This is a genomic window from Pseudomonas sp. Con_6 (assembly GCF_059379395.1).
In genome coordinates this window covers 5941863-5954692 of sequence record NZ_CM182011.1, presented here as the reverse complement: position 1 = coordinate 5954692, position 12830 = coordinate 5941863, and the positions used below count along the sequence as shown (strand labels likewise).

15 protein-coding genes are annotated in these 12830 nt (G+C 63.4%); all 15 read left to right on the top strand.

Annotated elements, in window-relative coordinates; genetic code table 11:
- Window positions 1-20 precede the first annotated feature (20 nt).
- The 15 genes from AC5QPF_RS26865 (at window position 21) to bamB (ending at window position 12773) form a co-directional block, all read left to right on the top strand.
- Window positions 21-1235 (top strand): IscS subfamily cysteine desulfurase, encoded by a 1215-nt coding sequence (locus AC5QPF_RS26865; RefSeq protein WP_494960671.1) that lies wholly within the window; start codon window positions 21-23, stop codon window positions 1233-1235.
- A gap of 46 nt (window positions 1236-1281) precedes the next feature.
- On the top strand, window positions 1282-1668 hold the full coding sequence (gene iscU / locus AC5QPF_RS26860) for a Fe-S cluster assembly scaffold IscU (protein WP_003248539.1): 387 nt from the start codon (window positions 1282-1284) through the stop codon (window positions 1666-1668).
- A gap of 28 nt (window positions 1669-1696) precedes the next feature.
- Complete coding sequence (gene iscA, locus AC5QPF_RS26855) at window positions 1697-2020, top strand: iron-sulfur cluster assembly protein IscA (protein WP_316919268.1); 324 nt, start codon at window positions 1697-1699, stop codon at window positions 2018-2020.
- Between the two features lie 8 nt (window positions 2021-2028).
- Complete coding sequence (gene hscB / locus AC5QPF_RS26850) at window positions 2029-2550, top strand: co-chaperone HscB (protein WP_330074931.1); 522 nt, start codon at window positions 2029-2031, stop codon at window positions 2548-2550.
- Between the two features lie 42 nt (window positions 2551-2592).
- Window positions 2593-4458 (top strand): Fe-S protein assembly chaperone HscA, encoded by a 1866-nt coding sequence (gene hscA / locus AC5QPF_RS26845; protein ID WP_494960670.1) that lies wholly within the window; start codon window positions 2593-2595, stop codon window positions 4456-4458.
- Entirely contained in the window at window positions 4458-4799 is a 342-nt protein-coding gene (fdx, locus tag AC5QPF_RS26840; protein WP_042120838.1) for an ISC system 2Fe-2S type ferredoxin, read from the top strand. Before hscA ends, fdx begins: the two co-directional genes overlap by 1 nt.
- Before the next feature lie 14 nt (window positions 4800-4813).
- Window positions 4814-5014: a Fe-S cluster assembly protein IscX gene (gene iscX / locus AC5QPF_RS26835; RefSeq protein WP_494960669.1), complete on the top strand. Its 201-nt coding sequence runs from the start codon at window positions 4814-4816 to the stop codon at window positions 5012-5014.
- 91 nt (window positions 5015-5105) lie between these two features.
- The gene (ndk, locus tag AC5QPF_RS26830; RefSeq protein WP_075806555.1) at window positions 5106-5531 is read left to right on the top strand and encodes a nucleoside-diphosphate kinase; all 426 of its coding nucleotides are present in this window, start codon (window positions 5106-5108) and stop codon (window positions 5529-5531) included.
- 28 nt (window positions 5532-5559) lie between these two features.
- Complete coding sequence (gene rlmN / locus AC5QPF_RS26825; protein ID WP_330074927.1) at window positions 5560-6702, top strand: dual-specificity RNA methyltransferase RlmN; 1143 nt, start codon at window positions 5560-5562, stop codon at window positions 6700-6702.
- 13 nt (window positions 6703-6715) lie between these two features.
- Window positions 6716-7477, top strand: a complete 762-nt coding sequence (gene pilW / locus AC5QPF_RS26820; RefSeq protein WP_494960668.1) for a type IV pilus biogenesis/stability protein PilW — start codon at window positions 6716-6718, stop codon at window positions 7475-7477.
- Window positions 7477-8520 (top strand): RodZ domain-containing protein, encoded by a 1044-nt coding sequence (locus AC5QPF_RS26815; RefSeq protein ID WP_494960667.1) that lies wholly within the window; start codon window positions 7477-7479, stop codon window positions 8518-8520. The genes pilW and AC5QPF_RS26815 overlap by 1 nt, the downstream gene beginning before the upstream one ends.
- Window positions 8521-8523: 3 nt before the next feature.
- Entirely contained in the window at window positions 8524-9633 is a 1110-nt protein-coding gene (gene ispG / locus AC5QPF_RS26810) for a flavodoxin-dependent (E)-4-hydroxy-3-methylbut-2-enyl-diphosphate synthase (protein ID WP_494960666.1), read from the top strand.
- A gap of 28 nt (window positions 9634-9661) precedes the next feature.
- A complete protein-coding gene (gene hisS, locus AC5QPF_RS26805) occupies window positions 9662-10951 on the top strand; it encodes a histidine--tRNA ligase (protein ID WP_494960665.1) in 1290 nt (429 codons plus the stop codon).
- A gap of 36 nt (window positions 10952-10987) precedes the next feature.
- Window positions 10988-11629, top strand: a complete 642-nt coding sequence (locus AC5QPF_RS26800) for a tetratricopeptide repeat protein (protein ID WP_494960664.1) — start codon at window positions 10988-10990, stop codon at window positions 11627-11629.
- The gene (bamB, locus tag AC5QPF_RS26795; protein ID WP_494960663.1) at window positions 11622-12773 is read left to right on the top strand and encodes an outer membrane protein assembly factor BamB; all 1152 of its coding nucleotides are present in this window, start codon (window positions 11622-11624) and stop codon (window positions 12771-12773) included. The genes AC5QPF_RS26800 and bamB overlap by 8 nt, the downstream gene beginning before the upstream one ends.
- Window positions 12774-12830 lie beyond the last annotated feature (57 nt).

Sequence of the window (12830 nt, the reverse complement as noted above, 5' to 3'; positions counted from 1 at the left end):
TGCCTGATAGGAGATATTCAATGAAGTTGCCGATCTACCTCGATTATTCCGCGACCACTCCGGTCGACCCACGCGTCGCCCAGAAGATGAGCGAATGCCTGCTGGTCGACGGGAACTTCGGTAACCCGGCGTCGCGCTCCCACGTCTTTGGCTGGAAAGCCGAGGAAGCGGTCGAGAACGCCCGCCGCCAGGTCGCCGACCTGGTCAACGCCGATCCACGCGAAATCGTCTGGACCAGCGGTGCCACCGAATCCGACAACCTGGCGCTGAAGGGCGTTGCGCACTTCTACGGCTCCAAGGGCAAGCACATCATCACCTCCAAGATCGAGCACAAGGCGGTCCTGGACAGCACTCGCCAACTGGAGCGTGAAGGCTTCGAGGTTACCTACCTGGAGCCGGGCGAAGACGGCCTGATCACCCCGGCACTGGTCGAAGCCGCGCTGCGTGAAGACACCATCCTGGTTTCGGTCATGCACGTGAACAACGAGATCGGCACCATCAACGACATCGCTGCCATCGGCGAACTGACCCGCTCCCGCGGCGTGCTGTTCCATGTCGACGCCGCGCAGTCCACCGGCAAGGTCGAGATCGACCTGCAGAAACTGAAAGTCGACCTGATGTCCTTCTCCGCCCACAAGACCTACGGCCCTAAAGGTATCGGCGCGCTGTACGTCAGCCGCAAGCCTCGCGTACGTCTGGAAGCGGCGATGCACGGCGGCGGTCACGAGCGCGGCATGCGCTCCGGTACCCTGGCTACCCACCAGATCGTCGGCATGGGCGAAGCCTTCGCCGTGGCGAAAGAACTGATGGCCAGCGAGAACGTGCGCATCAAGGCACTGAGCGACCGCTTCTTCAAGCAGGTCCAGGGCCTGGAAGAGCTGTACGTCAACGGCAGCCTGACCGCCCGTATCCCGCACAACCTGAACCTGAGCTTCAACTACGTCGAAGGCGAGTCGCTGATCATGGCGCTCAAGGACCTGGCCGTTTCGTCCGGTTCTGCCTGTACTTCGGCATCCCTCGAGCCGTCCTACGTCCTGCGTGCCCTGGGCCGCAACGACGAACTGGCGCACAGCTCGATCCGTTTCACCTTCGGCCGTTTCACCACCGAAGAAGAAATCGACTACGCCGCGCAGAAGGTGTGCGAGGCCGTTACCAAGCTGCGTGAACTCTCGCCGCTGTGGGACATGTACAAAGACGGCGTCGACATCTCCAAGATCGAGTGGGCTGCGCACTAAGTAGTCGCCGGCAAGAGCGGCTCTCTGATGAGGAAGGAATTGCACCATGGCATACAGTGAAAAGGTCATCGACCACTACGAAAATCCACGCAACGTCGGCAAGATGAACGCCGAGGACCCGGATGTCGGTACCGGTATGGTCGGCGCTCCAGCGTGTGGCGACGTGATGCGCCTGCAGATCAAGGTCAACGAGCAGGGCGTCATCGAAGACGCCAAGTTCAAGACCTACGGCTGCGGTTCGGCCATCGCCTCCAGCTCCCTCGCCACCGAGTGGATGAAGGGCAAGACCCTGGACGAAGCCGAAACCATCAAGAACACCCAGCTGGCCGAAGAACTGGCCCTGCCGCCGGTGAAGATCCACTGCTCGGTACTCGCCGAGGACGCCATCAAGGCGGCCGTTCGCGATTACAAGCAGAAGAAAGGTTTGATCTAACCCGCCTGTTGCAGGTCAAGGAGTCCCGATGGCTATCAGCATGACAGAAGCCGCCGCCAACCATGTGCGGCGCTCCCTCGAAGGACGCGGCAAAGGTGACGGCATTCGCCTGGGCGTCCGTACCACCGGCTGCTCCGGTCTGGCCTACGTGCTGGAGTTCGTCGACGAGCCGAATGACGAAGATCAGGTCTTCGAGAGCCATGGCATGAAGGTCATCATCGACCCGAAAAGCCTGGTCTACCTCGACGGCACGGAGCTGGACTTCGTCAAGGAAGGGTTGAACGAGGGCTTCAAGTTCAACAACCCCAACGTGCGCGGTGAGTGTGGCTGCGGCGAAAGCTTCAACGTCTGAGGCTGCGCGTGGGTACTCCTTGTCATTTCGCCCTGTTTGACCTGCAGCCGGACTTCCGTCTGGATCTGGACCAGCTGGCCGCTCGCTACCGCGAGCTGGCCCGCGCCGTGCACCCGGACCGCTTCGCCGACGCCAGCGAACGCGAGCAGCGCCTGGCGCTGGAGCGTTCCGCCGGTCTCAACGAGGCCTACCAGACCCTCAAGAGCGCGCCCCGTCGGGCGCGTTACCTGTTGGCGATCAGCGGCCACGAAGTGCCGCAGGAAGTCACCGTCCACGATCCAGAGTTTCTCTTCCAGCAGATGCAATGGCGCGAAGAGCTCGAAGACCTGCAGGACAGTGCCGACCTTGATGGCGTGGCCGCATTCAAGCGCCGCCTGAAAGTCGCCCAGGAAGCCCTCAACGAGGAGTTCGCCGCCTGCTGGAACGATGCCGCGCAGCGTGAACAGGCCGAGCGCCTGATGCGCCGCATGCAGTTCCTCGACAAGCTCGCCTACGAAGTGCGCCAGTTGGAAGAGCGCCTCGACGATTAACCCGGTGCCGCCCTTGGCGACACCTTTGGTATTCAGATAAGCATGGCCCTACTGCAGATCGCCGAACCCGGTCAGAGCCCGCAACCCCACCAGCGCCGTCTGGCCGTGGGTATTGACCTTGGCACCACCAATTCACTGGTCGCTGCCCTGCGCAGTGGTCTTTCCGCTCCGTTGCCCGACGCCGAAGGCCGGGTCATCCTGCCGTCCGCAGTGCGCTACCACGCCGACCGCATGGACGTCGGCCATGCCGCCCGCGAGGCTGCGTCGGCCGACCCGCTGAACACCATCCTCTCGGTCAAACGCCTGATGGGCCGCGGTCTGGCAGACGTCAAGCAACTGGGCGAGCAACTGCCGTACCGCTTCGTCGGTGGCGAATCCCACATGCCGTTCATCGACACCGTCCAGGGCCCGAAAAGCCCGGTGGAAGTCTCGGCGGACATCCTCAAGGTGCTGCGCCAGCGCGCCGAGGACAGCCTGGGTGGCGAGCTGGTGGGTGCGGTGATCACCGTCCCGGCCTATTTCGACGATGCCCAGCGCCAGGCCACCAAGGACGCCGCGCGTCTGGCCGGCCTCAACGTCCTGCGCCTGCTCAACGAACCGACCGCCGCCGCCGTGGCTTACGGCCTGGACCAGAACGCCGAAGGCGTGGTGGCCATCTATGACCTGGGCGGCGGTACCTTCGATATTTCCATCCTGCGTCTGACCGGCGGGGTCTTCGAAGTCCTGGCCACCGGCGGCGACACTGCCCTGGGCGGCGACGATTTCGACCACGCCATCGCCGGCTGGATCATCCAGTCCGCGGGCCTGTCGTCCGACCTCGATCCGAGCGCCCAGCGCCGCTTGCTGGAAACCGCCTGCGCCGCCAAGGAAGCGCTGACCGACGCCGAAGCCGTCAGCGTGAGCTACGGCGACTGGCAAGCCGAGCTGACCCGCGTCGCCTTCGACGCCCTGATCGAGCCGATGATCGCCCGCAGCCTCAAGGCCTGCCGTCGCGCCGTGCGTGACAGCGGGGTCGAGCTGGAGGAAGTCAGCGCCGTGGTCATGGTCGGTGGTTCGACCCGCGTGCCGCGCGTGCGCACTGCCGTGGGCGAGCTGTTCGGCCGCCAGCCGCTGACCGATATCGACCCGGACCAGGTGGTCGCCATCGGCGCCGCGATCCAGGCCGATACCTTGGCCGGTAACCGCCGTGAAGGCGGCGAGCTGCTACTGCTCGACGTGATTCCGTTGTCCCTCGGCCTGGAAACCATGGGCGGGCTGATGGAGAAGGTGATTCCGCGCAACACCACCATCCCGGTGGCTCGCGCCCAGGAATTCACCACCTACAAAGACGGCCAGACCGCGATGATGATCCACGTGCTCCAGGGTGAGCGCGAACTGATCAGCGACTGCCGCTCCCTGGCGCGCTTCGAACTGCGCGGCATCCCGGCCATGGTCGCCGGCGCGGCGAAGATCCGCGTGACCTTCCAGGTCGATGCCGACGGCCTGCTCAGCGTTTCGGCGCGGGAGCTGGGTTCGGGCGTGGAGGCGAGCATTCAGGTCAAGCCGTCCTACGGTCTGACCGACGGCGAGATTGCCCGCATGCTCAAGGACTCCTTCGAACATGCCGGCAACGACAAAGCCGCGCGTCAGTTGCGCGAGCACCAGGTCGACGCCGAGCGCCTGCTCGAAGCGGTGCAGGGCGCCCTGGACGCCGATGGCGAGCGCCTGCTGGGCGCCGACGAGCGCCTGGCGATCGAATACCAGATGCAAGAATTGCGTGACTTGATGAACGGCACCGATGGCGCGGCCATCGAGCAGCAGACCAAGCGTCTGTCGCAGGTGACCGATGCCTTTGCCGCCCGGCGCCTTGATTCGACGGTAAAAGCCGCACTGGCCGGGCGCAACCTGAATGAGATCGAGGATAACTGATGCCGCAGGTAACATTTCTGCCCCATGAGAAGTTCTGCCCGGACGGCCTGACCGTCGAGGCAGCACCGGGGACTTCCATTCTCGAGCTGGCACATGACCATCACATCGAGATCGAAAGCGCCTGTGGCGGCGTGTGTGCCTGCACCACCTGCCACTGCATCGTGCGCAAGGGCTTCGATTCGGTCGAAGAGGCGGACGAGCTCGAAGAAGACATGCTGGACAAGGCCTGGGGCCTGGAAGCGCAGTCGCGCCTGGCGTGCCAGGTAAAGGTCGGCGACGAAGACCTGACCATCGAGATTCCTAAGTACTCGCTCAACCACGCCGCCGAAGCGCCGCACTGATCCCTGGAGCCGACATGAGCCTGAAATGGGTTGATGTACTTGAAATTGCTATCCAGCTTGCCGAAAGCAAGCCGGAAGTCGATCCTCGCTACGTGAACTTCGTCGATCTGCACCGCTGGGTGCTGGCATTGCCAGAATTCAGCGACGATCCGGCCCGCGGTGGCAAGAAGGTCCTGGAAGCCATCCAGGCTGCCTGGATCGAAGAAGCCGACTGAGCGCACTCGGCAGGTTAGGCAATCCCCCGGAACCCGCGTATAATTCGCGGGTTTAATTTTTCGCATCACTTACTGTTTCTGGAGTTACACCATGGCTGTTCAACGCACTTTCTCCATCATCAAGCCTGACGCCGTTGCCAAGAACGTGATCGGCAAGATCACCACCCGCTTCGAAGACGCCGGCCTGAAAATCGTTGCCTCGAAAATCAAGCAACTGTCCAAGGCCGAAGCTGAAGGCTTCTACGCCGAGCACAAAGAGCGCGGCTTCTTCGGCGACCTGGTTGCCTTCATGACTTCCGGTCCGGTTGTCGTTCAGGTTCTGGAAGGTGAGAACGCCATCGCTCGCAACCGTGAGCTGATGGGCGCTACCAACCCTAAAGAAGCTGCTGCCGGCACCATCCGCGCCGACTTCGCCGAGTCCATCGACGCCAACGCCGTCCACGGTTCGGACTCCGAAGCCGCTGCTGCTCGCGAAATCGCCTACTTCTTCGCAGCTACCGAGGTAACCACTCGCTAAGCCACGGCTGACGAGTGAGGGTGAATCCATGACGACATCTACCGACAAAATCAACCTGTTGGGGCTGACCCAGCCGGAAATGGAAAAGTTCTTCGACTCGATAGGGGAGAAGCGCTTCCGTGCCGGCCAGGTAATGAAATGGATTCACCACTTTGGCGTCGATGATTTCGACGCCATGACCAACGTCGGCAAGGCCCTGCGCGAAAAGCTCAAGGCACGTGCCGAAATTCGCGGCCCGGAAGTGGTCAGCGAGGACATCTCGTCCGACGGTACCCGTAAATGGGTGGTACGCGTTGCCTCCGGCAGTTGCGTCGAAACCGTGTACATCCCCCAGGGCAAGCGCGGTACGTTGTGCGTATCGTCCCAGGCCGGTTGCGCCCTGGACTGCAGTTTCTGCTCCACCGGCAAACAAGGATTCAACAGCAACCTCACCGCCGCCGAAGTGATCGGCCAGGTGTGGATTGCCAACAAGTCGTTCGGCTCCGTGCCGGCCACCATCGACCGCGCCATCACCAACGTGGTGATGATGGGCATGGGCGAGCCGCTGCTGAACTTCGACAACGTGGTCGCCGCCATGCACCTGATGATGGACGACCTCGGCTATGGCATCTCCAAGCGCCGGGTGACCCTGTCCACCTCCGGCGTGGTGCCGATGATCGATGAACTGGCCAAGCACATCGACGTCTCCCTGGCCCTGTCGCTGCACGCGCCGAACGACGCGCTGCGCAACGAACTGGTGCCGATCAACAAGAAGTACCCGCTCAAGGTGGTCCTCGACTCGTGCATGCGCTACATGTCCGAGCTGGGCGAGAAGCGCGTGCTGACCATCGAGTACACCCTGCTCAAGGACGTCAACGACAAGCTCGAACACGCCGTGGAAATGGCCGAGCTGCTCAAGAACGTACCGTGCAAGATCAACCTGATCCCGTTCAACCCGTTCCCGCACTCCGGCTACGAGCGTCCGAGCAACAACGCCATCCGCCGTTTCCAGGACCACCTGCACCATGCCGGTTTCAACGTGACCGTGCGTACCACCCGTGGCGAAGACATCGATGCCGCCTGTGGTCAGCTGGTCGGTCAGGTGATGGACCGTACCCGTCGCAGTGAGCGCTACATCGCCGTGCGGCAACTCAACGCCGACGCCGATTCCAGCGGCGTGGCGGGCAACTGAGACGAGGATCGCCATGACCCTGCGCGCCGCGCTGCCGCTTGTTCTGTTGACGACGCTGCTGTGCGGCTGTGTCAGTTCCGGTGGTTCCGCTGCGCAGGTCAGCGGCAAGGCGCGTGACGAGGCTCGCCAAGCTTATGTACAGCTGGGGCTGGGCTATCTGCAACAAGGGCAGGCCGAACGGGCCAAGATTCCCCTGAAGAAAGCCCTCGAGCTCGGCGCCGGTGACGCGCAGGCCAATGCGGCCCTGGCCCTGGTGTTTCAGCGTGAGGGCGAGACGGCCCTGGCGGACGCGCATTTTCGCAAGGCGCTCTCGGCACAACCGCACGATGCGCGGATCCGCAACAACTACGGCAGTTTTCTCTTCGCCAACGGGCAATATGCCCAGGCGCAGCAGATGTTTCGCCAAGCGTCCGCCGATACCCTGTATCCTGAGCGGTCGCGGGTGTTCGAGAACCTCGGTCTGACCGCCTTGAAGCTGGGGCAGCGCGACCAGGCGCGGGAATACCTGGAAAAGGCTTTGCGTCTCAACCAGCAGCAGCCCAAGGCCTTGCTGGAAATGGCTGAGATGTCTTACGAAGACAGGCATTATGTACCGGCTCGTGATTTCTACGACCGGCATGACCGTCTGAGTGAACCGAGCGCCCGCAGCCTGTTGCTTGGCAGTCGCCTGGCAACGGTCTTCGAAGAAAGGACCAAGGCCCTTGAGCTGGGCCTGCAATTACAACGACTTTATCCCGGTACGCCGGAATATCAGCAATACCTGTCGGAGCAATGATGAAAGCGGCGCATCCCGAAGTAGCAGCAGCGACTCGTGAGAATCCCGGTGAAACCCTGCGTCAGGCCCGCGAAAGCCGGGGCTGGGATCAGGGCGAAGTGGCCCGCAAGCTCAATCTGACCGTGAGTTCCCTCAATAACCTCGAAGACGGCGCCTTCGACAAGCTGCCGGGGCATACTTTCGCCCGCGGCTATATCCGTGCCTACGCCAAGCTGCTGGACATGGACCAGGCCGCCCTGGTGCAGTCCTTCGACGGCTACACCGGCACCCACGCCCAGGGCAGCGACGTGCACGCCCTCGGCCGCATCGAGGAACCGGTCCGCCTTTCCCACAATATCCTGCGCATCGTCAGCCTGTTGCTGCTGGTGGTGGTGGTCGGTGGTGGCTTCGTCTGGTGGAAAGACCAGAGCGGCAATGCCGGCAAGGAACTGTTCAACCTCGCGCCGGAACACATCGAGGTGGAGAGCGCCGACGGTACCACCCAGATCCATCCGCTGGACGAGCCGGAAGACCAGGCCGTGACCGCGGGCGAACAACCTGAAGCCGCTGCGCCGGCCAGCGAGCCGTTGCCGATGGCCGAAGCTGCACCACAAGCTCCGGCGGCACCGGTAACCAGCGCGCCAGCCGCTACCGTCGCTCCGGCTGCACCAAGCGCTGCTACTGCCCCTGCTGCCCACGCTGCCGCCACGCCAGCCCCTGCCGTGCCGGTCGCACCTGTGGCACCGGTGACCGCTCCAGTGGTCGCCGCCGCGCCTGCTGCCGTTGCTCCGGCACCTGCTGCCCCTGTCGTGGCTCCTGCCGGCAGCGGCCAATTGCACGTGCAGTTCACCGCCGATTGCTGGACGTCGGTCACCGACGGCAACGGCAAGGTCCTGTACAGCGGTATCAAGCGCAAGGGTGAATCCCTCGAACTCGCCGGCAAGCCGCCGTTCGCTGTGCGCCTGGGCGTTGCCCGTGGCGCGCAGGTCAGCTGGAACGGCCAGGCTGTCGATATCGCTCCGTTCACCAGTGGCGAGACTGCTCGCCTGAAGTTGGGACAATAAGTCATGCACGGCGAATCTCCGATCAAACGTCGCGAATCCCGGAAAATCTGGGTCGGTAACGTGCCTGTCGGCGGCGATGCACCCATCGCCGTCCAGAGCATGACCAACACCGATACCAACGACGTCGCCGCCACCGTGGCGCAGATCAACCGCCTGATCGATGCTGGCGTCGACATCGTCCGCGTGTCGGTGCCGGACATGGATGCCGCCGAAGCCTTCGGTCGCATCAAGCAGCAGGTCAGCGTACCGCTGGTCGCCGATATCCATTTCGACTACAAGATCGCCCTGCGTGTGGCCGAGCTGGGGGTGGACTGCCTGCGCATCAACCCGGGCAACATCGGCCGCGAAGACCGCGTCCGTGCCGTGGTCGATGCCGCCCGCGACCGTGGCATCCCGATCCGCATCGGCGTCAACGCCGGCTCGCTGGAGAAGGACCTGCAGAAGAAGTACGGCGAGCCGACCCCGGCCGCCTTGGTGGAATCGGCGCTGCGCCATGTCGAGCACCTCGATCGCCTGGACTTCCAGGACTTCAAGGTCAGCGTCAAGGCTTCCGACGTGTTCATGGCCGTCGAGGCCTACCGCCTGCTGGCCAGGCAGATCATCCAGCCGCTGCACCTGGGCATCACCGAAGCTGGTGGCCTGCGTTCGGGTACGGTGAAATCGGCAGTCGGCCTCGGTATGCTGCTCGCCGACGGGATTGGCGATACTATCCGCATCTCCCTGGCGGCCGATCCGGTCGAGGAAGTGAAGGTCGGCTACGACATCCTCAAGTCGCTGCACCTGCGTTCCCGGGGCATCAACTTCATCGCCTGCCCGAGCTGCTCGCGGCAGAACTTCGATGTGGTCAAGACCATGAACGAGCTCGAAGGCCGTCTGGAAGACTTGCTGGTGCCGATGGACGTGGCGGTGATCGGTTGCGTGGTCAACGGTCCTGGCGAAGCCAAGGAAGCCCATGTAGGGCTGACCGGCGGTACGCCGAACCTGATCTACATCGACGGCAAACCGGCGCAGAAGCTGACCAATGACAACCTGGTGGATGACCTGGAAAAGCTCATTCGCCAGAAAGCGGCCGAGAAGGCCGAGGCCGACGCGGCACTGATTGCCCGCGGTTGACCGCTACAGATTTCGTTAAGGATTTTTCGTGAGCAAATCGCTGCAAGCCATCCGTGGCATGAACGACATCCTGCCCGAGCAGACGCCCCTGTGGCGCTATTTTGAAGGCACCGTGGCAGGTCTGCTGGATACCTATGGCTATCGCCAGATCCGCACGCCGATCGTCGAGTTTACCGAGCTTTTCAAGCGCTCCATCGGTGAAGTCACCGACATCGTCGAGAAGGAGATGTATACCTTCAACGACCGCAACGGCGACTCCCTGACCCTGCGTCCGGAAGGCACCGCGGCCTGCGTACGCGCTGTGCTGGAGCACGGCATCAGCGGTAACGAGCAGGTGCAGAAACTCTGGTACATCGGCCAGATGTTCCGCCACGAGCGTCCACAGAAGGGCCGTTATCGCCAGTTCCACCAGATTGGCGTGGAGGTGTTCAACCTTGCCGGTCCGGATATCGACGCCGAACTGATCGCCCTGACCTGGCGCCTGTGGGGCCTGCTCGGCCTGCGCGACGCGGTAACCCTGGAATTGAACAGCCTCGGCACCAGCGAAGCCCGCGCCCGTTATCGCGAAGCGCTGGTGGAGTTCCTCTCCGCCCGTCTCGACCAATTGGACGAAGACAGCCTGCGCCGCCTCAAAACCAACCCGCTGCGCATCCTCGACAGCAAGGACGCCAAGACTCAGGCCGCCCTGGTCGGTGCGCCGAAGCTGGAAGAGTACCTGGACGAAGAATCCCGCATTCACTTCGAAGGCCTGAAGTCGCGCCTGGATGCCGCCGGCATCCCGTACGTGATCAACACCAAGCTGGTGCGTGGCCTCGACTACTACAGCAAGACCGTGTTCGAGTGGGTCACCGACAAGCTCGGCGCCCAGGGCACCGTCTGCGCCGGCGGCCGCTACGACGGCCTGGTCGAGCAGATGGGCGGCAAGCCGACCACGGGCGTCGGTTTTGCCATGGGCATCGAGCGCCTGATCCTGCTCCTGGAAACCCTGGAACTGGTGCCGGAGTCGATCTCCCGCCAGGTCGACGTCTACCTCTGCGCCTTCGGTGAACAAGCCGAACTGGCTGGCCTGCAGCTCAGCGAAAAACTTCGCGACCGCCTGCCGAACCTGCGCCTGCAGGTCAATGCCGGCGGCGGCAGCTTCAAGAGCCAGTTCAAAAAGGCCGACAAGAGTAACGCTCTGTACGCCTTGATCCTCGGAGAGGACGAACTGGCCCAACAAGTGGTAGGTTTCAAACCCCTGCGTGGTCAGGGTGAACAACAGAACATTGCCTGGGATGCTCTGGCCGAGCACCTGGAAGCTTCCCTCGCGCAGGCGTGAAGCGCCCACAGCCGAATTGTCGAAAGGAGTATTGGGGTGTCGAGTACCGATGATGAAACACTGGCCACGGTCAAGGACTGGTGGGAGCGCAACGGCAAGCCACTGGTAACCGGCGGCCTCCTGGCCCTGGTGATCGTGTTCGGCTGGCAGGCCTGGCACAAGTACCAGACCAACCAGTCGCAAGGCGCTTCGAACCTGTATCAGGCCCTGCTGGAGACCTCGCTGACGCCGACCGGCACGCCGGACGCGGCCAAGGTTGCCGAGCTGTCGGGTAAGCTGAAGAGCGAGTTCGGCGGTACCGCCTACGCCCAGTACGGCAGCCTGTTCGTGGCCAAGGTCGCGGTGGACAGCGGCAAGCTGGACGATGCCGCTGCCGAGCTGAAAAGCATCTACGACAAGCCGGCCAACGCGACCCTGGGCGAAGTTGCCCGTCAGCGCCTGGCCCGCGTGCTGGCTGCGCAGAACAAGGCCGACGAGGCCCTGAAGCTGCTCGACGGCGATACCGACAAGGCCTTCGTCGCCACCCGCGAGGAGCTCAAGGGCGACCTGCTGGTGCAGTTGGGCCGCACCGATGATGCTCATGCTGCATATCAAAAGGCCAAGGCCGCGCTGTCCGATGACGACGCGGTAGGTGGCCTGCAACTCAAGCTCGACGACCTGGCCAAAGGGGATGCGTGACGTGATCGGTTGGAAACATGCAGCAGTGCTGACCCTGGCCATCCTGGCCGCGGGTTGCAGCAGCAACAGCAAGAAGGAACTGCCACCGGCCGAGCTGACCAAGTTCACCGAGGAAGTGGTCCTGCAGAAGCAGTGGAGCCGTTCGATCGGTGACGGTCAGGGCGACACCTGGAACATGCTGGTGCCGGCCATCGAGAACGACCGCATCTACGCCTCTGACGTAACCGGCGTGGTGATGTCGCTGAACCGCATGAACGGCGACGTGGTGTGGAAGAAGGATCTGGAAAAGCCGATCTCCGGCGCCGTTGGCGTGGGTTATGGCATGGTCCTGCTGGGTACCCTCAAGGGTGAGGTCATTGCCCTGGATTCCAGCACCGGCGAACAGAAATGGACCGCGCGGGTCACCAGCGAAGTGCTGGCCCCGCCAGCGACCAATGGTGACATCGTCGTGGTGCAGACCCAGGACGACCGCGTGATCGGCCTCGACGCCGCCACCGGCGACCGCCGCTGGATCTACGACAGTACCCCTGCCGTACTGACCCTGCGCGGTACCGGCGCACCTATCGTGACCAACCGCCTGGCGGTCGCTGGCCTGTCCAGCGGCAAGGTCATCGCCCTGGATACCAGCAACGGCGTGCCGGTGTGGGAACAGCGCGTAGCGGTACCTCAAGGTCGTTCGGAACTGGAGCGCGTGGTGGACATCGACGGCGGCCTGCTGCTATCCGGTGGCACCCTGTACGTCGCCACCTACCAGGGCCGCGTCGCCGGCCTGGACCTGGAAAGCGGCCGCGTGCTGTGGCAGCGCGATGCCTCCAGCTACACTGGCGTCGCCCAGGGCTTCGGCAACGTCTACGTGAGCGAGGCCTCGGGCACCGTCGAAGGGATCGACGAGCGTTCGTCCTCGGCGCTGTGGAGCAATGACCAACTGGCCCGTCGTCAACTGTCGGCGCCAGAAGTCTTCTCCAGCTACGTGGCAGTCGGTGACCTGGAAGGTTACCTGCACCTGCTGAGTCAGGTGGACGGCCGCTTCGTCGGCCGCGAGCGCATTGACAGCGACGGCCTGCGCGCCCGTCCGCTGGTCGATGGCAACATGATTTACGTGTATGGCAACAGCGGCACCCTTGAGGCGCTGACCATCAAGTAAGTCTATGCTTGGGGCCTTCGGGCCCCGGGCTGCGACGTCGTGAGACGACGCCCCGAA

Excerpts from the sequence above, each read along its gene's own strand:
- AC5QPF_RS26815 (WP_494960667.1), top strand. The coding sequence starts at position 7,477 with ATGAAAGCGGCGCATCCCGAAGTAGCAGCAGCGACTCGTGAGAATCCC.
- fdx (WP_042120838.1), top strand. The coding sequence starts at position 4,458 with ATGCCGCAGGTAACATTTCTGCCCCATGAGAAGTTCTGCCCGGACGGC.
- bamB (WP_494960663.1), top strand. The coding sequence starts at position 11,622 with ATGCGTGACGTGATCGGTTGGAAACATGCAGCAGTGCTGACCCTGGCC.
- iscU (WP_003248539.1), top strand. The coding sequence starts at position 1,282 with ATGGCATACAGTGAAAAGGTCATCGACCACTACGAAAATCCACGCAAC.
- hscA (WP_494960670.1), top strand. The coding sequence starts at position 2,593 with ATGGCCCTACTGCAGATCGCCGAACCCGGTCAGAGCCCGCAACCCCAC.
- ispG (WP_494960666.1), top strand. The coding sequence starts at position 8,524 with ATGCACGGCGAATCTCCGATCAAACGTCGCGAATCCCGGAAAATCTGG.
- ndk (WP_075806555.1), top strand. The coding sequence starts at position 5,106 with ATGGCTGTTCAACGCACTTTCTCCATCATCAAGCCTGACGCCGTTGCC.
- iscA (WP_316919268.1), top strand. The coding sequence starts at position 1,697 with ATGGCTATCAGCATGACAGAAGCCGCCGCCAACCATGTGCGGCGCTCC.
- pilW (WP_494960668.1), top strand. The coding sequence starts at position 6,716 with ATGACCCTGCGCGCCGCGCTGCCGCTTGTTCTGTTGACGACGCTGCTG.
- rlmN (WP_330074927.1), top strand. The coding sequence starts at position 5,560 with ATGACGACATCTACCGACAAAATCAACCTGTTGGGGCTGACCCAGCCG.
- AC5QPF_RS26865 (WP_494960671.1), top strand. The coding sequence starts at position 21 with ATGAAGTTGCCGATCTACCTCGATTATTCCGCGACCACTCCGGTCGAC.
- iscX (WP_494960669.1), top strand. The coding sequence starts at position 4,814 with ATGAGCCTGAAATGGGTTGATGTACTTGAAATTGCTATCCAGCTTGCC.